The sequence below is a fragment of the Pseudomonas sp. NLJ1 genome, from assembly GCF_049486705.1.
Taxonomy (GTDB): Bacteria; Pseudomonadota; Gammaproteobacteria; order Pseudomonadales; family Pseudomonadaceae; genus Aquipseudomonas; species Aquipseudomonas inefficax.
The window spans coordinates 3,277,664-3,296,863 of sequence record NZ_CP137735.1; the positions used below are offsets into that span (position 1 = coordinate 3,277,664).

Sequence of the window (19,200 nt, forward strand, 5' to 3'; positions counted from 1 at the left end):
TAATAATGCGCAAGCAGTTGAAACTGACCGCCCTGGCCCTGGGGCTGTTCGCCGCCGGCCAAACCATGGCCGCAGACCTTACCGTGGTCTCGTTCGGTGGCGCCAACAAGGCGGCCCAGGTCAAGGCGTTCTACGAGCCGTGGGAAAAGGCCGGCAAGGGCAAGATCGTCGCGGGTGAGTACAACGGCGAAATGGCCAAGGTCAAAGCCATGGTCGACACCAAGAGCGTGTCGTGGAATCTGGTGGAAGTGGAGTCGCCAGAACTGGCCCGCGGCTGTGACGAGGGCATGTTCGAAGAACTCGACCCGGCCCTGTTCGGCAATGAGGCCGACTATGTGCCGGGTGCCATCCAGCCATGCGGCGTGGGCTTCTTCGTATGGTCCACGGTGCTGGCCTACAACGCCGACAAGCTGAAGACTGCACCGACCAGCTGGGCCGACTTCTGGGACACCAAGAAATTCCCGGGCAAACGCGGCCTGCGCAAGGGTGCCAAGTACACCCTGGAATTCGCCCTGATGGCCGATGGTGTGGCGCCGAAGGATGTGTACCAGGTGCTGGGCACCAAAGAGGGCGTGGACCGCGCCTTCAAGAAGCTCGACGAACTCAAGCCAAGCATCCAGTGGTGGGAAGCCGGCGCCCAGCCGCCACAGTACCTGGCCTCGGGTGACGTGGTCATGAGCTCGGCCTACAACGGTCGCATTGCTGCAGTGCAGAAAGAGAGCAACCTGAAGGTTGTGTGGAATGGCGGCATCTATGACTTCGACGCCTGGGCCATCCCGAAAGGTGCCAAGGATATCGAAGAAGCGAAGAAATTCATCGCCTTCAGCGTGCAGCCTGAGCAGCAGAAGACCTACTCCGAGAACATTGCGTACGGCCCGGCCAATTCCAAGGCCGTGAGCCTGTTGTCGGATGATGTGAAGAAGGACATGCCGACCACGCCTGAAAACATTGCCAACCAGGTGCAGATCGACGTGGCCTTCTGGGCTGACAACAGCGAGCAGCTGGAGCAACGCTTCAATGCCTGGGCGGCGAAGAAGTAAAGGACCAGCGTAGGGGGCTGCGCAGCAGCCCCATCTTTCAGTTTGTATCGCGGAGTTCGCCATGGCCATTGCAGTGCCCCTCAAAGAAGGCGCAGGTCCAAGCCTCAAGCAGCGCCTCAAGCACGCCGAGCGGGTCAACCGCTGGAAGGCGCAGGCGTTGATCGCGCCGCTGGCGCTGTTCCTTTTGCTGGTGTTCCTGGTGCCGATCGCGGCGCTGCTGTACAAGAGCGTCGGCAACCCGGAAGTGGTCGGCGGCCTGCCGCGCACCGTGGGCGTCATCACCCAGTGGGACGGCAAGAGCCTGCCGGGCGAAGACGTGTACAAGGCGTTGAGCCAGGACCTGGCCGAATCGCGCAAGAACCAGACCCTGGGCGACCTTTCCAAGCGCCTGAACATGGAGCTGGCCGGTTACCGCAGCCTGTTGGCCAAGACCGCGCGGGCGCTGCCGTTCAAGAGCGAACCCGCTTCCTATAAAGATGCCTTGCAGGCCCTCGACGAGCGTTGGGGCGACCCGGCCTACTGGCAGGCGATCCGCCGCAACACCAGCACGGTCACCTCGTTCTACCTGCTGGCTTCGCTCGACCACCGTATCGATGACCTTGGCGAACTGGCCAAGGCCACCCCGGACCAGGCCATCTACCTGGACATCTTCGCCCGCACCCTGTGGATGGGTGTGGTGATTACCGCCATCTGCCTGGTACTGGCCTACCCGCTGGCCTACCTGCTGGCCAACCTGCCGACCCGGCAGAGCAACCTGCTGATGATCCTGGTGCTGCTGCCATTCTGGACCTCGATCCTGGTGCGGGTAGCAGCGTGGATCGTGCTGCTGCAGTCGGGTGGCCTGATCAACAGCGCGCTGATGGCCATGGGCATCATCGACCAGCCGCTGGAACTGGTGTTCAACCGCACCGGCGTGTACATCTCGATGGTGCACATCCTGTTGCCGTTCATGATCCTGCCGCTCTACAGCGTGATGAAGGGTATTTCGCCCAGCTACATGCGTGCGGCGATCTCGCTGGGCTGCCACCCGTTCGCCAGCTTCTGGCGGGTGTACTTCCCGCAGACCTACGCCGGGGTTGGCGCTGGCTGCCTGCTGGTGTTCATCCTGGCCATCGGCTACTACATTACCCCGGCATTGCTGGGCAGCCCGAATGACCAGATGGTCAGCTACTTCGTGGCCTTCTATACCAACACCAGCATCAACTGGGGCATGGCCACCGCGCTGGGCGGGCTGTTGCTGCTGGCGACCGTGCTGTTGTACTTGATCTATAGCTGGCTGGTCGGCGCCAGCCGCCTGCGCCTGAGCTGAGGAGCCTTGTCATGATGAGCCCTTACATGTCGCCCGTGGAGCGGGTGTGGTTCTACAGCCTGCGCATTCTTTGCGGTTTGATCCTGCTGTTCCTCATACTGCCGGTGCTGGTGATCGTGCCGCTGTCGTTCAACAGTGGCAGTTTCCTGGTGTACCCGCTGCAGGGCTTCTCGCTGCAGTGGTACCAGGACTTCTTCGGCTCGGCCGAGTGGATGCGGGCCCTGAAGAACAGCATCATCGTCGCCCCGGCAGCCACGGTGCTGGCCATGGTGTTCGGCACCCTGGCGGCAATCGGCCTGACCCGTGGCGACTTCCCGGGCAAGTCGCTGGTGATGGCGCTGGTGATTTCGCCGATGGTGGTGCCGGTGGTGATCATCGGCGTGGCCAGCTACCTGTTCTTTGCCCCCCTGGGCATGGGCAACAGCTTCACCTCGCTGATCCTGGTGCATGCGGTACTGGGCGTGCCGTTCGTCATCATTACCGTGTCGGCGACCTTGCAGGGCTTCAACTACAACCTGGTGCGCGCCGCGGCCAGCCTGGGCGCCTCGCCACTGCTGACGTTCCGCCGGGTGACCCTGCCGCTGATCGCGCCGGGGGTAATTTCGGGTGCGTTGTTCGCCTTTGCCACGTCGTTTGACGAAGTCGTGGTGACACTGTTCCTGGCCGGGCCGGAGCAGGCGACCCTGCCGCGGCAGATGTTCAGCGGTATTCGCGAGAACCTGAGCCCGACCATTGCCGCGGCGGCGACCTTGCTGATTGCCTTCTCGGTGGTGTTGCTGCTGACCCTGGAGTGGTTGCGTGGGCGTAGCGAGAAGCTGAGGACCCAGCAGCCTGGTTGAAGGGGTGTTGCCTGTACCGGCCTCTTCGCGGCTAAAGCCGCTCCCACAGGATTTGTGCGGCTTTCGAGGCCTGCGCGGTCCCTGTGGGAGCGGCTTTAGCCGCGAAGAGGCCGGCACAGGTTGATGCTAATCAGCCTTCATCCGCTTCCCTGGGTTACAATGCGCGCCACCGTGATTCTGCCAACAGGTGCGCCATGCAGCCCTACGCTATTGCCCCCTCCATTCTCTCCGCCGATTTCGCCCGCCTGGGCGAGGACGTCGACAAGGTATTGGCTGCGGGTGCCGACATCGTCCACTTCGATGTCATGGACAACCATTACGTCCCCAACCTGACCATCGGCCCGATGGTCTGCACCGCCCTGCGCAAGTACGGTGTCACCGCCCCGATCGACGTGCACCTGATGGTCAGCCCGGTCGACCGCATCATCGGCGACTTCATCGAAGCTGGCGCCACCTACATCACCTTCCACCCGGAAGCCTCGCAGCACATCGACCGTTCGCTGCAGCTGATCAAGGATGGTGGTTGCAAGGCCGGCCTGGTGTTCAACCCGGCCACCAGCCTGGACGCCCTGAAGTACGTGATGGACAAGGTCGACATGGTACTGCTGATGAGCGTCAACCCGGGCTTTGGCGGGCAGAAGTTCATCCCTGGCACCCTCGACAAGCTGCGCGAAGCGCGTGCGCTGATCGACGCCAGCGGCCGTGATATCCGTCTGGAAATCGACGGTGGCGTCAACGTCAACAACATCCGCGAGATCGCTGCCGCTGGCGCCGATACGTTCGTTGCCGGCTCGGCGATCTTCAATGCCCCGGACTATCAGGAAGTCATCGCCAAGATGCGCGCCGAACTGGCCCAGGCCCGCCCATGAGTGGCTTCGAGCAGCTGTTCCCCGGGACGCTGCCCAGGCTGGTGATGTTCGATCTGGACGGTACCCTGATCGACTCGGTACCGGACCTGGCCGCCGCCGTGGACCGCATGCTGCTCGAACTGGGCCGTCCGCCTGCTGGCCTCGAGGCCGTGCGCCACTGGGTCGGCAATGGTGCCCAGGTCCTGGTACGCCGGGCCCTGGCCGGCAGCATCGACCACGCTGCCGTGGACGATGCGCTGGCCGACCAGGCACTGGCGCTGTTCATGGACGCCTATGCCGAAAGCCACGAACTGACCGTGGTCTACCCCGGTGTGCAGGATACCCTGCGCTGGCTGCGCAAGCAGGGCGTGGAAATGGCCCTGATCACCAACAAGCCCGAGCGCTTCGTTGGCCCGCTGCTGGACCAGATGAAGATTGGCAACTACTTCCGCTGGATCATTGGTGGCGACACCCTGCCGCAGAAAAAGCCAGACCCTGCGGCGCTGCTGTTCGTCATGCAGATGGCCGGTGTTACCCCGCAGCAGTCGCTGTTCGTCGGCGATTCGCGCAGCGACGTGCTGGCGGCCAAGGCGGCTGGCGTACAGTGCGTGGGCCTGACCTACGGCTACAACCACGGCCGGCCGATCCACGACGAATCCCCCAGCCTGGTGATCGACGACCTGCGCGCACTGCTGCCCGGTTGCGCAGACCCGGCCACTGGGATAACGTTGGCGGACCTTCAAGCCTCACAAGACAGAGAGTCCACCGTGGCGGTTACCGGCAAATTCTGGATGAAAGTCATCAAGGCCCTGGCCCGTTGGCGTTGGCGCGCCTGACTTCCGCCTGCCGGCGCGTGCCGGCCCGTCCGTTTGCCTGACCTATTGCTGCTTGCCACGAGGCTACCCATGACCCGCGAAGAATTCCTGCGCCTGGCCGCTGCCGGCTACAACCGCATTCCCCTGGCCTGCGAAACCCTGGCCGACTTCGACACGCCGCTGTCGATCTACCTGAAACTGGCCGACCAGCCCAACTCGTATCTGCTCGAATCGGTGCAGGGCGGCGAGAAGTGGGGCCGTTACTCGATGATCGGCCTGCCGTCGCGTACCGTGATGCGTGTGCACGGTTACCACGTCAGCATCCTGCAGGATGGCGTTGAGGTGGAAAGCCACGACGTCGAAGACCCGCTGGCCTTCGTCGAAACCTTCAAGGACCGTTACAAGGTCGCCGATATCCCTGGCCTGCCGCGCTTCAACGGCGGCCTGGTCGGCTACTTCGGCTACGACTGCGTGCGCTATGTGGAAAAGCGCCTGGGCGCCAGCCCCAACCCGGACCCGCTGGGTGTGCCGGATATCCTGTTGATGGTGTCCGATGCAGTGGTGGTGTTCGACAACCTGGCGGGGAAGATGCACGCGATCGTGCTGGTCGACCCGGCTGAAGAGCAGGCTTTCGAACAGGGCCAGGCACGCCTGCAAGGCCTGCTGGAAACCCTGCGTCAGCCGATCACCCCACGCCGTGGCCTGGACCTGAGTGGCCCGCAGGCTGCCGAGCCGGAATTCCGCTCCAGCTATACCCGCGAGGATTACGAGAACGCTGTCGGCCGTATCAAGGAATACATCCTGGCCGGTGACTGCATGCAGGTGGTGCCGTCGCAGCGCATGTCGATCGACTTCAAGGCTGCGCCAATCGACCTGTACCGTGCGCTGCGCTGCTTCAACCCGACGCCGTACATGTACTTCTTCAATTTTGGCGATTTTCATGTGGTCGGCAGCTCGCCCGAGGTGCTGGTGCGCGTCGAGGACAACCTGGTCACCGTGCGCCCGATTGCCGGCACCCGCCCGCGTGGTGCTACCGAAGAGGCCGACCGCGCGCTGGAAGACGACCTGCTGTCGGATGACAAGGAAATTGCCGAGCACCTGATGCTGATCGACCTGGGCCGTAACGACGTCGGGCGCGTGTCCTCGACCGGCAGCGTGCGCCTGACCGAGAAGATGGTAATCGAGCGTTACTCCAACGTGATGCACATTGTGTCCAACGTCACCGGCCAGCTGCGCGAAGGGCTGACGGCGATGGACGCACTGCGGGCGATCCTGCCGGCCGGTACCTTGTCGGGTGCGCCGAAGATTCGTGCGATGGAGATCATCGACGAGCTGGAGCCGGTCAAGCGTGGGGTTTACGGCGGTGCCGTCGGTTACTTCGCGTGGAACGGCAACATGGATACCGCGATTGCCATCCGTACTGCGGTGATCAAGGACGGTGAACTGCATGTGCAGGCCGGGGGCGGCATCGTCGCCGACTCGGTGCCGGCGCTGGAGTGGGAAGAGACCATCAACAAGCGCCGGGCGATGTTCCGCGCGGTGGCGCTGGCTGAGCAGACTTCCGCCAAATAAATTGATTGGGGCTGCTGTGCAGCCCATCGCGACACAAGGCCGCTCCTACAGGGGATCGCTTTTTTTTCGGCAATCGCATTCCCCTGTAGGAGCGGCCTTGTGTCGCGATGGGCCGCAAAGCGGCCCCAAGATTCAGAAGTCCACACTAACCCCCAAACTCACCCCCTGCTGCGTCAACTCATCACTCTTGCGCCAGTTGTAGTTACCGCGCAAATGCACCCCCGCCACCACTTCATGGTTGACCCCCAGGCTCGCCCGGGTCAGGTCGCTGTGCGGCGTATACCCAGTCAGGGTGAAGTCATTCGCCGGCAGGCTGGTCAGGTGCATCGTCACATCCTGCTGGTCATCCTCGAACTCATGCTCCTGCGCCACTTCGGCGAACAGTCGGGTACTCGGCAGCACCTGCACACTGCCCAGCAATCCCACGCCCAAACGGCGTGATGTACGTTCCTGATCATCGAAGCCCAGCGCCGTCGAGCGCCCGCTTTTCTCGTCATAGCCATCCACCTTCACCCGCGCATAGTCGGCGCTGATGAACGGCGCCAGCTGCCAGCTGCTGCTCTCGGCCGCCAGGTTGTAGCCCAGCCGCCCCGACATCGCCCAGGCTTCGCCATCGGTATCACCCTTTTCGCTGCGGTCGTTCACGCCAAGGGCGAAGGTGCGCTTGAGGTCGCTGTAGTCCAGGTGCCCGGCGGTCAGCGCCGCGTCGGCCCACCAGCGGTCCTGGCGGTATTGGGCGAAGACGCTGGCAAGGTAGCTGTCCAGCTTGTAGTCCGAGTCCTGCTCGCCGGCTTCCAGCTTCTGCCGGTACACGCCGCCGGCCAGGCCCAGGCGCCAGGCGTCATTCAGGCGGTAGCTGCCGCCCAGGGTCAGGTTGTAGCCCCGGCCGTCACCGCTGGCCGCGCTGCGTTGGCCGTCGTAATCCAGGTCTTGGGCGCCGCTGGCGACAAAGGCTTGCCACTGGCCCACCGCCTGCCAGGGTGTCTGCCACTGGTTGCGCAGTTCGTCCTGGTGGGCGCGTACGCTGGCGTGGGCCATTTCGGGCAGCAGCGTCAGTTCCCATGGGGCGGAAAGGATCGAGTAGGCGTAATCGGCGATCAATTGCTGGCCGGCGATGGTCGGGTGCACCGAGTCGTTGAACAGCAGCTTGGTCGGGTCCGGCGTGGCGCCGTTGGCACCATACTCCGGGTTTTCCACGCATCCCTCACCGCTGTAGCAGGTGCCGACCAGGTTCTGGCCGCTGGCCAGGCCGAACTGCTCGGGGCTGGCCAATGCCTCGCTCAGCAGCACGGGGATATTAAGCGGAATGATTTCGGCATCGATCTGCCCCAGCTGGCTGAGCAGCGACTGGTTGAACGCGCCGGATAGCAGCGATAGCGGGTCTTGTTGCGGTGTACCGCTGAAGTTCGGTGTTTGCCCGAGGTCGGGCAGCAGCCAGACCATGATGTAGCGGGCGCCGCCTTGCTGCAGGGCCTGCGCGCTGGCGGCCAGGCGGGAACCGGCGGCCACGGCGTCGGCCGGGCTGTTGACCAGGCCTTGCAGGAAGTCGTTGCCGCCGCCGGTCAGGTAGTACAGTGCGTTGGGGTCGGCACGCAGGCCGTTGGCCAGGTAGCCCGGTCTGTCACGCAGTACCAGCCCGGCCCCGGGGCGCCCTGGTGGGATGATGGTTTCGGAGGTGGTGGTGATCGAATCCAGAATCTGCTGGGTGGTGTAACCGCCAACTGCCCAGTTGTTGCCATCAGGCACCCCAAGGATGGGGTTGATCGGCGAGGTGGAGGGGCCAAGTTCAGCCGGGTTCACGCCCAGTCGTCCGCCCAGGATCATGGGTGACACGGGCGCATAATTGCCATTGGCATCGCGGTTGGTGAAACGTATGCCGCCAAACTGCCCCGAGTCGCTGAGGCTGTCGCCGAACACGATCATGCTGGAGTAGGGCGACGGTGCCGCGAACGCCTGGCTGCAGGCCAGCGCCAGTGAGGCGAGGGTAAAGCGCAGGAATGGTGCTTTTCGCATCGGTGAACATCCTTTTCCTTGTATTTATGAAGGATTGCCCGATCGACCTTAGCAAATCGCGGTGCATCCCTCCCAAGTCCATTCGTTTCCCCGTGTTTACGGGCATATTGCGCCCGCCGCGCCGGTAGGCTACTGTGCCGGGACGTATGAGCGAGACCTATCCTGTGTTGATCGTCAGCAAACTCTTGATGCGCGTAATCAAGGCCCACGCCCGTTGGCGTTGGCGCGCCTGACTTTATCCCCTGCCGGCCCGTCCGGCCCGCCCCCGTTTGCCTTCCTGTCTACCGCCCCTTGTGGCAAAGCCGCGCCTGTTGGCTGGTGCAGAAAGGTTCGAATTCTGAAGTCAGTAGATTCAAGAGGTTTAACCCGATGTTACTGATGATCGACAATTACGACTCATTCACTTACAACGTCGTTCAGTACCTTGGCGAGCTGGGTGCCGAGGTAAAGGTCATTCGCAATGACGAAATGACCATCGCCCAGATCGAAGCCCTCGCCCCCGAGCGCATCGTCGTGTCCCCTGGCCCATGCACGCCGAGCGAGGCGGGCGTATCCATCGAGGCCATCCTGCACTTTGCCGGCAAGCTGCCGATTCTCGGTGTATGCCTGGGCCATCAGTCCATCGGCCAGGCCTTTGGCGGTGATGTGGTTCGTGCCCGCCAGGTGATGCACGGCAAGACCAGCCCGGTACATCATCGTGACCTGGGCGTGTTCGCTGGCCTCAACAACCCTTTGACCGTGACCCGTTACCACTCCTTGGTGGTAAAGCGCGAAACCTTGCCAGAGTGCCTGGAAGTGACCGCCTGGACCGCCCATGCTGACGGTTCGGTCGACGAGATCATGGGCCTGCGCCACAAGACGCTGAATATCGAAGGGGTGCAATTCCATCCCGAGTCGATCCTGACCGAACAGGGCCACGAACTGTTCGCCAACTTCCTCAAGCAGACCGGCGGCCGCCGCTAAGGATCGAACATGGATATCAAGAGCGCGTTGAGCCGTATCGTCGGCCAACTGGACCTTTCAACCGAAGAAATGCGCGACGTCATGCGCCAGATCATGACCGGCCAGTGCAGCGAAGCGCAGATCGGCGCCTTCCTGATGGGCATGCGCATGAAGAGCGAAAGCATCGACGAGATCGTTGGTGCGGTGTCGGTAATGCGCGAGCTGGCCGAAAAGGTCGAACTGCAAAGCCTCGATGGCGTGGTCGATATCGTCGGTACCGGCGGTGATGGCGCCAACATCTTCAACGTGTCCACCGCCTCGTCGTTCGTCCTGGCGGCGGCGGGTTGCACCGTTGCCAAGCATGGCAACCGCGCGGTGTCGGGCAAGAGCGGCAGTGCCGACCTGCTGGAAGCCGCCGGCATTTACCTTAACCTGACGCCAACCCAGGTGGCCCGCTGCATCGATAGCCTGGGCATCGGCTTCATGTTCGCGCAAAGCCATCATTCGGCCATGAAGCACGCTGCCGGCCCGCGTCGCGACCTGGGGCTGCGTACCCTGTTCAACATGCTCGGCCCGCTTACGAATCCGGCCGGGGTGAAGCACCAGGTGGTCGGCGTGTTCGCCCAGGCCCTGTGCCGCCCGCTGGCCGAGGTGCTGCAGCGCCTGGGCAGCAAGCATGTATTGGTGGTGCACTCGAAGGACGGCCTGGACGAGTTCAGCCTGGCTGCGCCTACCTTTGTCGCCGAATTGAAGAATGGCGAGATCACCGAATACTGGGTAGAGCCGGAAGACCTCGGCATGAAGAGCCAGAGCTTGCACGGCCTGGCCGTCGAGAACCCGCAGGCGTCGCTGGAGCTGATCCGCGATGCGTTGGGCCGGCGCAAGACCGAAAACGGCCAGAAGGCTGCCGAGATGATCGTGCTCAATGCGGGCGCGGCGCTGTATGCCGCTGACCATGCCATGAGCCTGAAAGCCGGTGTGGAACTGGCCCACGACGTACTGCACACCGGGCTGGCCTGGGAGAAGCTGCAGGAGCTGGGTGCCTTTACTGCAGTATTCAAGGTGGAGAACGAAGCATGAGTGTGCCGACGGTGCTGGAAAGGATCATTGCCCGCAAGTTTCAGGAAGTGGCCGAGCGCAGCGCGCGCGTCAGCCTCGCCGAACTGGAGGGCCTGGCCAAGGCTGCCGACGCTCCGCGTGGCTTTGCCAAGGCCCTGATCGAGCAAGCTGCGCGCAAGCAGCCGGCGGTAATTGCCGAAATCAAGAAGGCGTCGCCGAGCAAGGGCGTGATTCGCGACCATTTCGTGCCGGCGGAAATCGCCGTCAGCTACGAGAAGGGCGGGGCAACTTGCCTGTCGGTGCTGACCGATGTGGATTACTTCCAGGGCGCCGACGAGTACCTGCAGCAGGCCCGTGCGGCGGTGTCGCTGCCGGTGATCCGCAAGGACTTCATGGTTGACCCGTACCAGATCGTCGAGGCCCGGGCCCTGGCCGCGGACTGTGTGTTGCTGATCGTGTCGGCGCTGGATGATGTGAAAATGGCCGAACTGGCGGCTACGGCCAAGGATGTCGGCCTCGACGTGCTGGTGGAAGTGCACGACGGCGATGAACTGGAGCGCGCGTTGAAAACCCTGGATACCCCGCTGGTGGGGGTGAACAACCGCAACCTGCACACCTTCGAGGTCAGCCTGGAAACCACCCTCGACCTGCTGCCACGTATTCCGCGTGATCGCCTGGCGATTACCGAGAGCGGCATCTTGAACCGGGTCGATGTGGAGCTGATGACGATCAACGAAGTCTATTCGTTCCTGGTGGGTGAAGCGTTCATGCGCGCCGAGCAGCCAGGGCTGGAACTGCAGCGGTTGTTCTTCCCGGAACAGGTGAAGAAGACTGTTCAGCAACTGGACTGATCAAATGAAGCCGGCGTTTTTGTCGGCTTTTTTGTACTCCTGCCATGGTCCCATTCGCGGGTACTCCACAGGTCTTGAACACCGTGGTTATCCTGTGGGAGCGGGTTCACCCGCGAAGAGGCCCTCGAAAACAATATCAAAGGTGGATCAATGACCGATCACCCCCTGGCCCTGACCGTCGAACAAGGCCTGCACGCCGAACAGGAACTGCTGGCCGCTGTCTGCCGCGGCGAGCGCGACAGTGGCGTGCTGTTCTGGCGCCCGACCGACCAAGCACTGGTCATGCCCCGGCGCATGAGCCGCCTGGGCAATTTCGAAGCCGCCTGCGCGGAGCTGGCAATTGCCGGCTGGCCGGTGCTGCTGCGCGAAACCGGCGGCGAGCCGGTGCCGCAGTCACACGCCACGGTGAACGTTGCCCTGGTCTATGTTGCCCCCCGCAGCGAAGGCGATCACGGCCGTATCGAAAATGCCTACGAGCGCTTGTGCCTGCCGCTGTGCGATGTGCTGCGCGAGTGGGGCGGGGTGGCGTCGGTGGGCGAAATCGACGGCGCTTTCTGCGATGGTCGCTATAACGTCAACCTTAATGGCCGCAAGCTGGTGGGCACTGCCCAGCGCTGGCGCCAAGGGCTGGGCGGCAAGCGCCCGGTGGTGCTGGTGCACGGTGCGCTGCTGCTGGACAACGAGCGTGAATCGATGGTGGCGGCGGTCAACCGTTTCAACGAGTGCTGCGACCTTGAACAGCGCTGCCGCGCCGATGCGCACATCGCCCTGCATGAGGTAGCGCCCGCGGCCCCATGGTTCGAGCGTCTGTCGCAGGCCTATGCCAAGGTACTGGCTGACCTGCCCAGGGACTAGCGGGTACCGTACACCACCATGGTCTTGCCTTTGACCTGCACCAGGCTGCGCTCTTCAAGGTCCTTGAGGACGCGGCCGACCATTTCCCGCGAGCAACCGACGATGCGGCCGATTTCCTGGCGGGTGATCTTGATCTGCATGCCATCGGGGTGGGTCATGGCGTCGGGTTGCTTGCACAGCTCCAGCAGGCAACGGGCGACACGCCCGGTAACGTCGAAGAACGCCAGGTCGCCGACCTTGCGCGTTGTATTACGCAGGCGCTGGGCCATCTGGCTGCCCAGGGCGTAGAGGATTTCCGGGTCCTGGCGCGCGAGTTCGCGAAACTTCTCATAACTGATTTCGGCTACTTCGCATTCGGTCTTGGCGCGCACCCAGGCACTGCGTTGCTGATCGCCTTCGGCCGGTTCGAACAGGCCCAGCTCGCCGAAGAAGTCGCCACTGTTCAGGTAGGCGATGATCATTTCATGGCCGTTGTCGTCCTCGATGAGAATGGTGACCGAGCCCTTGATGATGAACGACAGTGTCTCGGCCCGGTCGCCGGCGCAGATGATATTGCTTTTGGCGGTATAGCGACGGCGCTGGCAGTGCACCAGCAGCTTGTCGATGTTCTTGATCTTGGCGGGTAGGGCAGAAGCAACCATCACGAAATCCTGTTCGATATGACGCATAGGCTTTTTTATAAAGGTTGGCTGGCGGTGCGCGCCAGTCATTTGGCGCCAGCTTATCAGACACTACAGGATGTTTCGGTACTAAACCGACACGACTCGTACTTTTCCCACAGCCGCACAAGGTCTAAGCTGACACCCTTTTCCGTAAATCAGGAGTCCGGGTAGATGAAGGCACGTATCCAGTGGGCCGGTGAGGCGATGTTCCTCGGCGAATCGGGGAGCGGCCATGTCGTTGTGATGGACGGCCCGCCCGAGGCCGGCGGCCGCAACCTGGGCGTGCGCCCGATGGAAATGCTGTTGCTGGGCCTGGGTGGCTGCAGCAGCTTTGATGTGGTCAGCATTCTGAAGAAGTCCCGCCAGGCGGTGGAAAGCTGCGAGGCGTTCCTGGAGGCCGAGCGTGCCAGCGAAGACCCGAAGGTGTTTACCAAGATCCACATGAACTTCGTGGTGAAGGGGCGTGGGCTGAAGGAGGCCCAAGTCAAGCGTGCGGTAGAGCTGTCGGCGGAGAAATATTGCTCGGCTTCGATCATGCTCGAGCGTGCCGGGGTTGAGATTACCCACGGCCATGAAATCGTAGAACTGGGTTAAAGCCATGATTGTTGGGCTGCTGCGCAGCCCATGTGGGAGCGGGTTTACCCGCGAAGCAGGCGACGCGGTGGGTGGCACCGGCTGCGCCGGTGTTCGCGGGTAAACCCGCTCCCACATACGGCCCTGGCAATTTCAGCTGCGAAGCGCCGGCAGTGCGGCCCTCACCCATCCTGGCAAGTATCCACGCATCACCCGGCTCAACCGCTCTCGCCGCTTCTGGTAAACCAGCCCTAACCCGATAACCCCCAGTCCGATCAGGGTTACCACCACTGGGAACAGCAGCGACTCGGCAAATACCTCGTACGACAGGTACCCCAGGTAAGCCGCCACGCCCAACGCCCCGAACACCATGAACACCGGCCGGCGCAGCAGCACCGCCATGCCCATCAGGGCAATGTTGATCAGGCAGTACAGGGCCTTGCCCAGCTCACTGCCGCTGTCCATCAGCGTCAGCCCACCCCAGAATGCCGCCAACCCGGCCAGGTAACCCCAGCGGGCGTAATCGTCGCGAGTGCGCCCGTCCACCACCAGGAATACTACAAGCAACCCCAGCCCGAACCACAACGAAACCTCGCGGCGTTGCTCCCAGCTGAATGGCGAACCGAAGAACCATTCGCTCAGGTCCATCGACATGAACCACAAAGCCACGGCAATCGGCATGACGATGAACGGGTAGGGAATCAACCTCAGCATCAGCAACCCGGCGAGCACCGTGGCCGCTTCCATTGCCAGCCAGCCGCCCTGCACGTAGGTGTAGTACTGGTGGTAGTCGGCCTGCGCATCATCCATCGGCCACCAGCCGGCCAGCCGTTCGATGGCGAATACCACCAGCGGCACGATGCTGACCGCGACCGCCGCCAGTACCCCGGCCGCGACGGGTTGTGCGCGCCGTTGCAGGTTAACGGCGAACAGCGTGAGCAAAAGGAAATAGAGGCTGGCGATGACCAGCAGCGCCCAGTCGCCGATGCGCATCCAGGCTTCGGTGAGCAACCAGCCCATTGCAGCCATGATCAGCATGGCGCCAAAGTAAAAGGCGACATGGGCCAGCTGGAAGCTACCACGTTGTGCTGGTTGCTGGCGCAGGAAGGCCAGCAGGGCCTGGTCCTGGCCCGGCTGGAGAATGCCGGCTTGCACGGCGCGCGCCAGGTCCTTGGCGTCGAAACGGTCCGTCATGGCGATGCCTTCAGATACGGTAGGTGCTCTTGGTCATGACCTTGGCCAACAGGCTCATGCCAAAGCGGACAGGGGCAGGGAAACGATAGCCGCCGGCTTCCAGTGCGGACTCGGCGTGTTGCTCCTCATCGACGCGCATCTGTTCGAGGATGGCCCGGGACTTTTCGTCTTCCTGCGGGATCTGCTCCAGGTGTTCGTCGAGGTGCTTGCACACCTGGTGCTCGGTAGCGGCGACGAAGCCCAGGCTGACCTTGTCGCTGACCAGCCCGGCGAGTGCGCCGATGCCGAACGACATGCCGTAGAACAATGGGTTGAGCACGCTGGGGTGGCTGTTCAGCTGGCGAATACGCTGTTCGCACCAGGCCAGGTGGTCCACTTCTTCCTCGGCGGCGTGCTCCATGGCCTTGCGCACTTCGGGCAGCTTGGCGGTCAGGGCCTGGCCTTGGTACAGCGCCTGGGCGCAGACTTCACCGGTGTGGTTGATACGCATCAGCCCGGCAACATGGCGGGCCTGTTGTTCGTCCAGGTCGACGTCCGGCTGGACGATGGCCGGCGATGGGCGGGCGGGTTGGCCGCTGAAGGGCAGCAAGGTACGCATGGCCGTATCGGCCTGCAGCAACAAGCGGTCAAGCGGCGAGTAGTGACGTTCGGTAGCCATCGGGCACCTCCGCAAGAATGTGCCCGATAGTTTACCGCAATAGTGGCAGGGTCGCTTGCCGTGGATCAGCCCGGCGGCCAGTGCATCTGGCGCTGGCCAAGCACGTGCATGTGGATGTGGTAGACGGTCTGGCCGCCTTGCTCGTTACAGTTCATGACCACGCGGAAGCCGTCCTCGCAGCCAAGTTCCTTGGCCAGGCGCTGGGCGGTGAACAAGATGTGGCCAGCCAGGCCTTTGTCTTCTTCGGTCAAGTCATTGAGGGTGCGGATGTGCTTTTTCGGGATGACCAGAAAATGCACGGGCGCCTGGGGGGCGATATCGTGGAACGCCAGGACCTGGTCGTCTTCGTAGATGATCTTCGCCGGGATTTCCCGGTTGATGATCTTGATGAATAAATCGTCCACAGCACTTGCTCCATGGTGAGGGTCGGGCCGAGTGTACTCAGCCGGGCGCCGCTCGCCCAGTAGCTATTCCATGCCGACCGGGCAATAGCGGCGGTGGATGGCCCCGGCCAGCTTGCGCACCAGCCAACGCGGCAGCAGGCGTGGGGCGAACGCCAGCCAACGGTTGCGCCGGCCGGGCAGGATAAGTGCGCGGTTCTTGTCCAGCGCGCGCACGGTATACAGGGCCACCTCCTCAGGGCTGAGGCAGCGCGGCTTGCCATCCAGCCGTGGAATGCGCCGGCGCGAGGAACGCACCGGGCCGGGGCACAGTACCGAGACCTTGATGCCGGTGCGTTTGAGTTCTTCGCGCAAGGCCTGGGAGAAGCTCAGCACATAGGCCTTGCTGGCGGAATAGGCGGCCATCCACGGGCCAGGCGCCACCCCGGCCAGGCCGGCGACATTGAGGATTTGCCCGCCGCCCTGCACGGCCATCAGGTTGCCGATGGCGTGGCACAGGCGGCTCAGGGCCAGCACGTTGACTTCCAGCAGGTCCTGCTCGTCGGCCCACTCATGGGCCAGGAATGGCCCGTAGGTGCGCAGGCCGGCACAATTGACCAGCAGGTCGATGCGCCGCTCGCCTTCTTCCAGTTCCAGCACGAAGCCCGACAGGCGCAACGGTTGGCTGAGGTCGCAGGCACGGAACAGCACCTCCACCCCGAAACGTTGGGTCAATTCGATGGCCACCGGCTCCAGCGTTTCACGCTGGCGTGCCACCAGGATCAGGTTGCGCCCGCGCCGCGCCAGGGCTTCCGCCAGGGCCAGGCCCAGGCCGCTGGAAGCACCAGTGATCATGGCGTAACGGGTCATGCAAGGCTCCTGGGGGCTGAAGAGGGCGCCTAGTGTACAGCTTGGCCAGGCAAGGTGTTGCCTTTTGCTACGGGGTACGGGTGCGCAGGGCCTGACAGCGTTCCAGGGCGTCCCGGTACTCGTGATGCAGCCGCTCGATCAGCGCGCTGGCGCTGGGCAGGTCGTCGATACCGCCGACGCCCTGGCCCGCCGACCACACGGTCTTCCAGGCCTTGGCTTCGTCGTCGATCGGCTTGAGTTTGCCTTGCTCGTGGCCTCCCTTCAGGGCTTCCATGTCGTAGCCAGCCTGCTCCAGGCTCGGGCGCAGGAAGCTGGCAGGGACGCCGGACACCGCCGGGGTGTGAATGATGTCGGCGGCATGGGAATCGAGCAGCATCTGCTTGTAGGCGCCCGGAGCCTGGCTTTCTGCGGTGGCGATGAAGCGGGTGCCCATGTACGCAAGATCCGCCCCCAGCATTTGCGCGGCGAGGATCTCGTGGCCGTGGTTGAGGCAGCCGGCCAGCAGCAAGGTCTTGTCGAAGAACTGACGAATTTCCGCGGCCAGGGCGAACGGGCTCCAGGTGCCGGCATGGCCGCCTGCTCCTGCGGCGACGGCGATCAGGCCGTCGACACCGGCTTCGGCGGCTTTCTCGGCATGGCGGCGGGTGGTGACATCATGGAACACCAGGCCGCCGTAGCCATGCACGGCATCGACCACTTCCTTCACCGCGCCGAGGCTGGTGATGACGATTGGTACGCGGTGCTCCACGCACAACGCCAGGTCGGCCTGCAGGCGCGGGTTGGTCGGGTGGACGATCAGGTTGACGGCATAGGGCGCTGGCGCCTGCAGTTGCGCCAGGCCCGCCTCGATTTCCTCTAACCAGGCCTTGAAGCCGGCGCTGTCGCGCTGGTTGAGGGCCGGGAAGCTGCCGACCACGCCGCTGGAGCAGCAAGCCAGAACCAGCCTGGGGTTGGAGATCAGGAACATCGGTGCGGCAACCACGGGCAGGCGCAGGCGTTGTTCGAGGGAGGCAGGTAACGACATGGCAAGGCTCCTTGAGCGGGTGGCTATGTCAGAACGGTTTGACCACCACCAGAATTACGATACCCAGCAGGAACAGCACGGGCACTTCGTTGAACCAGCGATAGTAGACGTGGCTGCGGGTGTTGCTACCGCTGGCGAAGCGCTTGCGCTGGGCGCCGCACACGTGATGGTAGCCGGTCAGCAGGATGACCAGGGTCAGCTTGGCATGCAGCCAGCCCTGACTCAGCCAGCCCGGGTTGAGATAGAGCATCCAGGCGCCGAACACGTAGGTGGCGATCATTGCCGGGTTCATGATGCCGCGGTACAGCTTGCGCTCCATGGTCACGAAGCGGTCCTGGCTGATGCTGTCCTGGCTCTGGGCGTGGTAGACGAACAACCGCGGCAGGTAGAACAGGCCGGCGAACCAGCAGACCACGCTGACGATATGCAGCGCTTTGATCCATAGGTAAAGCATGGGGGGAGTTCCTTCAGGGATTCACGGTCGTCAGATAGTAGTGGTCAAGCGCCCGAAGGGTCACCCGAAGAGTTGTTACAGGCGCCTTGCGCCCCTATTATCGTGCGCTTTCCAGACGGCTCGTTGATAAGGGGCAAGCGTTATGATCAAGGTCGGTATCGTCGGCGGCACGGGTTACACCGGCGTCGAACTGTTGCGTCTGCTGGCACAGCATCCACAGGCCGAAGTGGCGGTCATCACTTCGCGCTCCGAGGCGGGCGTTGCGGTGGCGGACATGTACCCGAACCTGCGCGGCCACTATGACGGGCTGGCGTTCAGCGTGCCAGATAGCAAGACCTTGGCCGCCTGCGATGTGGTGTTCTTCGCCACCCCGCACGGTGTTGCCCACGCCCTGGCCGGCGAGCTGCTGGCGGCGGGTACCAAGGTGATCGACCTGTCTGCCGACTTCCGCTTGCAGGACGCCGCCGAGTGGGGCAAGTGGTACGGCCAGCCGCACGGTGCGCCAGAGCTGCTCAAGGACGCGGTATACGGCCTGCCTGAAGTCAACCGCGAGAAGATTCGCCAGGCGCGCCTGATTGCTGTTCCAGGTTGCTACCCGACCGCCACCCAACTGGGCTTCCTGCCGCTGCTGGAAGCTGGCCTGGCCGACCCGTCGCGCCTGATCGCCGACTGCAAGTCGGGTGTCAGCGGTGCTGGCCGTGGTGCGGCGGTGGGCTCGCTGTTCTGCGAAGCCGGCGAAAGCATGAAAGCGTACGCAGTGAAGGGCCATCGCCACCTGCCGGAAATCAGCCAGGGCTTGCGCCTGGCCGCTGGCAAGGATATCGGCCTGACTTTCGTGCCGCACCTGACGCCAATGATCCGTGGCATCCACGCCACCCTGTACGCTACCGTTGCCGACACTTCGATCGACCTGCAGGCGCTGTTCGAGAAACGCTATGCCGCTGAACCGTTCGTCGATGTGATGCCAGCTGGCAGCCATCCGGAAACCCGCAGCGTGCGCGGTGCCAACGTCTGCCGTATTGCCGTTCATCGCCCGCAGGGTGGCGACTTGGTGGTGGTGCTGTCGGTGATCGACAACCTGGTCAAGGGCGCGTCTGGCCAGGCGGTGCAGAACCTCAACATCCTGTTTGGCCTGGACGAGCGCATGGGCCTCTCCCACGCGGGCCTGCTGCCGTAAGCAGCCAGCGTTCGAAAAGGCCCGCGTCGTGCGGGCCTTTTTGTATGTCGCGACTAAAGCCGCAC

The 19,200-nt window shown here is 63.4% G+C and carries 20 protein-coding genes; 12 read left to right on the forward strand and 8 right to left on the reverse strand.

All coding sequences use genetic code 11. The features are described from left to right. The first annotated feature begins 5 nt into the window (after positions 1-5). The 6 genes from R9B85_RS14685 (at position 6) to trpE (ending at position 6,423) form a co-directional block, all read left to right on the forward strand. Positions 6-1,040, forward strand: coding sequence for an ABC transporter substrate-binding protein (locus R9B85_RS14685; RefSeq protein ID WP_215521062.1), 1,035 nt, complete (start codon positions 6-8; stop codon positions 1,038-1,040). Positions 1,041-1,101: 61 nt separating this feature from the next. Continuing rightward, on the forward strand, positions 1,102-2,349 hold the full coding sequence (locus tag R9B85_RS14690) for an ABC transporter permease (protein WP_013970602.1): 1,248 nt from the start codon (positions 1,102-1,104) through the stop codon (positions 2,347-2,349). Positions 2,350-2,360: 11 nt separating this feature from the next. Continuing rightward, the gene (locus R9B85_RS14695; protein ID WP_423770331.1) at positions 2,361-3,188 is read left to right on the forward strand and encodes an ABC transporter permease; all 828 of its coding nucleotides are present in this window, start codon (positions 2,361-2,363) and stop codon (positions 3,186-3,188) included. A 194-nt stretch (positions 3,189-3,382) separates the two neighbouring features. Beyond that, the gene (rpe, locus tag R9B85_RS14700; protein ID WP_027917448.1) at positions 3,383-4,057 is read left to right on the forward strand and encodes a ribulose-phosphate 3-epimerase; all 675 of its coding nucleotides are present in this window, start codon (positions 3,383-3,385) and stop codon (positions 4,055-4,057) included. Beyond that, positions 4,054-4,872: a phosphoglycolate phosphatase gene (locus R9B85_RS14705; RefSeq protein ID WP_112251569.1), complete on the forward strand. Its 819-nt coding sequence runs from the start codon at positions 4,054-4,056 to the stop codon at positions 4,870-4,872. Before rpe ends, R9B85_RS14705 begins: the two co-directional genes overlap by 4 nt. Positions 4,873-4,941: 69 nt before the next feature. After that, positions 4,942-6,423 (forward strand): anthranilate synthase component I, encoded by a 1,482-nt coding sequence (trpE, locus tag R9B85_RS14710; protein WP_013970606.1) that lies wholly within the window; start codon positions 4,942-4,944, stop codon positions 6,421-6,423. A gap of 132 nt (positions 6,424-6,555) precedes the next feature. Here the strand turns inward: trpE and estP are convergent, their stop codons facing one another. Beyond that, positions 6,556-8,436, reverse strand: coding sequence for an esterase EstP (gene estP / locus R9B85_RS14715; RefSeq protein WP_112251571.1), 1,881 nt, complete (start codon positions 8,434-8,436; stop codon positions 6,556-6,558). Between the two features lie 369 nt (positions 8,437-8,805). On the opposite strand from estP, the gene R9B85_RS14720 reads away from it, so the two are divergent. The 4 genes from R9B85_RS14720 (at position 8,806) to R9B85_RS14735 (ending at position 12,143) form a co-directional block, all read left to right on the forward strand. Continuing rightward, positions 8,806-9,399 carry an aminodeoxychorismate/anthranilate synthase component II gene (locus R9B85_RS14720; protein ID WP_112251573.1) on the forward strand — a complete coding sequence of 198 codons (594 nt, stop codon included), beginning with the start codon at positions 8,806-8,808 and terminating at the stop codon, positions 9,397-9,399. 9 nt (positions 9,400-9,408) lie between these two features. After that, positions 9,409-10,458, forward strand: coding sequence for an anthranilate phosphoribosyltransferase (gene trpD / locus R9B85_RS14725; protein WP_087502057.1), 1,050 nt, complete (start codon positions 9,409-9,411; stop codon positions 10,456-10,458). Continuing rightward, on the forward strand, positions 10,455-11,288 hold the full coding sequence (gene trpC, locus R9B85_RS14730) for an indole-3-glycerol phosphate synthase TrpC (protein WP_423770332.1): 834 nt from the start codon (positions 10,455-10,457) through the stop codon (positions 11,286-11,288). Before trpD ends, trpC begins: the two co-directional genes overlap by 4 nt. Positions 11,289-11,438: 150 nt before the next feature. Continuing rightward, entirely contained in the window at positions 11,439-12,143 is a 705-nt protein-coding gene (locus R9B85_RS14735) for a lipoate--protein ligase family protein (protein ID WP_423770333.1), read from the forward strand. On the opposite strand, the gene crp is transcribed toward R9B85_RS14735, so the two are convergent. Next, entirely contained in the window at positions 12,140-12,784 is a 645-nt protein-coding gene (gene crp / locus R9B85_RS14740) for a cAMP-activated global transcriptional regulator CRP (protein WP_112251579.1), read from the reverse strand. The genes R9B85_RS14735 and crp overlap by 4 nt on opposite strands. Positions 12,785-12,976: 192 nt before the next feature. On the opposite strand from crp, the gene R9B85_RS14745 reads away from it, so the two are divergent. Beyond that, the gene (locus tag R9B85_RS14745; RefSeq protein ID WP_112251581.1) at positions 12,977-13,399 is read left to right on the forward strand and encodes an OsmC family protein; all 423 of its coding nucleotides are present in this window, start codon (positions 12,977-12,979) and stop codon (positions 13,397-13,399) included. A 132-nt stretch (positions 13,400-13,531) separates the two neighbouring features. Here R9B85_RS14745 and R9B85_RS14750 read toward each other — a convergent pair whose 3' ends face one another. The 6 genes from R9B85_RS14750 to hemJ form a co-directional block, all read right to left on the reverse strand. Beyond that, entirely contained in the window at positions 13,532-14,572 is a 1,041-nt protein-coding gene (locus tag R9B85_RS14750) for a DUF2157 domain-containing protein (protein ID WP_207879300.1), read from the reverse strand. Positions 14,573-14,582: 10 nt separating this feature from the next. Then, the gene (coq7, locus tag R9B85_RS14755; protein WP_003258825.1) at positions 14,583-15,230 is read right to left on the reverse strand and encodes a 2-polyprenyl-3-methyl-6-methoxy-1,4-benzoquinone monooxygenase; all 648 of its coding nucleotides are present in this window, start codon (positions 15,228-15,230) and stop codon (positions 14,583-14,585) included. Positions 15,231-15,295: 65 nt separating this feature from the next. Then, positions 15,296-15,634 carry a histidine triad nucleotide-binding protein gene (locus R9B85_RS14760; RefSeq protein WP_012316537.1) on the reverse strand — a complete coding sequence of 113 codons (339 nt, stop codon included), beginning with the start codon at positions 15,632-15,634 and terminating at the stop codon, positions 15,296-15,298. Between the two features lie 63 nt (positions 15,635-15,697). Then, entirely contained in the window at positions 15,698-16,480 is a 783-nt protein-coding gene (locus tag R9B85_RS14765) for an SDR family NAD(P)-dependent oxidoreductase (protein ID WP_112251585.1), read from the reverse strand. A 67-nt stretch (positions 16,481-16,547) separates the two neighbouring features. Continuing rightward, a complete protein-coding gene (locus R9B85_RS14770) occupies positions 16,548-17,504 on the reverse strand; it encodes an NAD(P)H-dependent flavin oxidoreductase (RefSeq protein WP_112251587.1) in 957 nt (318 codons plus the stop codon). A 28-nt stretch (positions 17,505-17,532) separates the two neighbouring features. After that, positions 17,533-17,958: a protoporphyrinogen oxidase HemJ gene (hemJ, locus tag R9B85_RS14775; protein WP_112251589.1), complete on the reverse strand. Its 426-nt coding sequence runs from the start codon at positions 17,956-17,958 to the stop codon at positions 17,533-17,535. 142 nt (positions 17,959-18,100) lie between these two features. Between hemJ and argC the strand changes: the two genes are divergently transcribed. Continuing rightward, a complete protein-coding gene (argC, locus tag R9B85_RS14780; protein WP_112251591.1) occupies positions 18,101-19,135 on the forward strand; it encodes an N-acetyl-gamma-glutamyl-phosphate reductase in 1,035 nt (344 codons plus the stop codon). Positions 19,136-19,200 lie beyond the last annotated feature (65 nt).

Excerpts from the sequence above, each read along its gene's own strand:
- R9B85_RS14765 (WP_112251585.1), bottom strand. The coding sequence starts at position 16,480 with ATGACCCGTTACGCCATGATCACTGGTGCTTCCAGCGGCCTGGGCCTG.
- crp (WP_112251579.1), bottom strand. The coding sequence starts at position 12,784 with ATGGTTGCTTCTGCCCTACCCGCCAAGATCAAGAACATCGACAAGCTG.
- rpe (WP_027917448.1), top strand. The coding sequence starts at position 3,383 with ATGCAGCCCTACGCTATTGCCCCCTCCATTCTCTCCGCCGATTTCGCC.
- hemJ (WP_112251589.1), bottom strand. The coding sequence starts at position 17,958 with ATGCTTTACCTATGGATCAAAGCGCTGCATATCGTCAGCGTGGTCTGC.
- trpD (WP_087502057.1), top strand. The coding sequence starts at position 9,409 with ATGGATATCAAGAGCGCGTTGAGCCGTATCGTCGGCCAACTGGACCTT.
- trpC (WP_423770332.1), top strand. The coding sequence starts at position 10,455 with ATGAGTGTGCCGACGGTGCTGGAAAGGATCATTGCCCGCAAGTTTCAG.
- R9B85_RS14735 (WP_423770333.1), top strand. The coding sequence starts at position 11,439 with ATGACCGATCACCCCCTGGCCCTGACCGTCGAACAAGGCCTGCACGCC.
- coq7 (WP_003258825.1), bottom strand. The coding sequence starts at position 15,230 with ATGGCTACCGAACGTCACTACTCGCCGCTTGACCGCTTGTTGCTGCAG.
- estP (WP_112251571.1), bottom strand. The coding sequence starts at position 8,436 with ATGCGAAAAGCACCATTCCTGCGCTTTACCCTCGCCTCACTGGCGCTG.
- argC (WP_112251591.1), top strand. The coding sequence starts at position 18,101 with ATGATCAAGGTCGGTATCGTCGGCGGCACGGGTTACACCGGCGTCGAA.
- R9B85_RS14685 (WP_215521062.1), top strand. The coding sequence starts at position 6 with ATGCGCAAGCAGTTGAAACTGACCGCCCTGGCCCTGGGGCTGTTCGCC.
- R9B85_RS14750 (WP_207879300.1), bottom strand. The coding sequence starts at position 14,572 with ATGACGGACCGTTTCGACGCCAAGGACCTGGCGCGCGCCGTGCAAGCC.
- R9B85_RS14705 (WP_112251569.1), top strand. The coding sequence starts at position 4,054 with ATGAGTGGCTTCGAGCAGCTGTTCCCCGGGACGCTGCCCAGGCTGGTG.
- trpE (WP_013970606.1), top strand. The coding sequence starts at position 4,942 with ATGACCCGCGAAGAATTCCTGCGCCTGGCCGCTGCCGGCTACAACCGC.
- R9B85_RS14770 (WP_112251587.1), bottom strand. The coding sequence starts at position 17,504 with ATGTCGTTACCTGCCTCCCTCGAACAACGCCTGCGCCTGCCCGTGGTT.
- R9B85_RS14695 (WP_423770331.1), top strand. The coding sequence starts at position 2,361 with ATGATGAGCCCTTACATGTCGCCCGTGGAGCGGGTGTGGTTCTACAGC.
- R9B85_RS14720 (WP_112251573.1), top strand. The coding sequence starts at position 8,806 with ATGTTACTGATGATCGACAATTACGACTCATTCACTTACAACGTCGTT.
- R9B85_RS14745 (WP_112251581.1), top strand. The coding sequence starts at position 12,977 with ATGAAGGCACGTATCCAGTGGGCCGGTGAGGCGATGTTCCTCGGCGAA.
- R9B85_RS14690 (WP_013970602.1), top strand. The coding sequence starts at position 1,102 with ATGGCCATTGCAGTGCCCCTCAAAGAAGGCGCAGGTCCAAGCCTCAAG.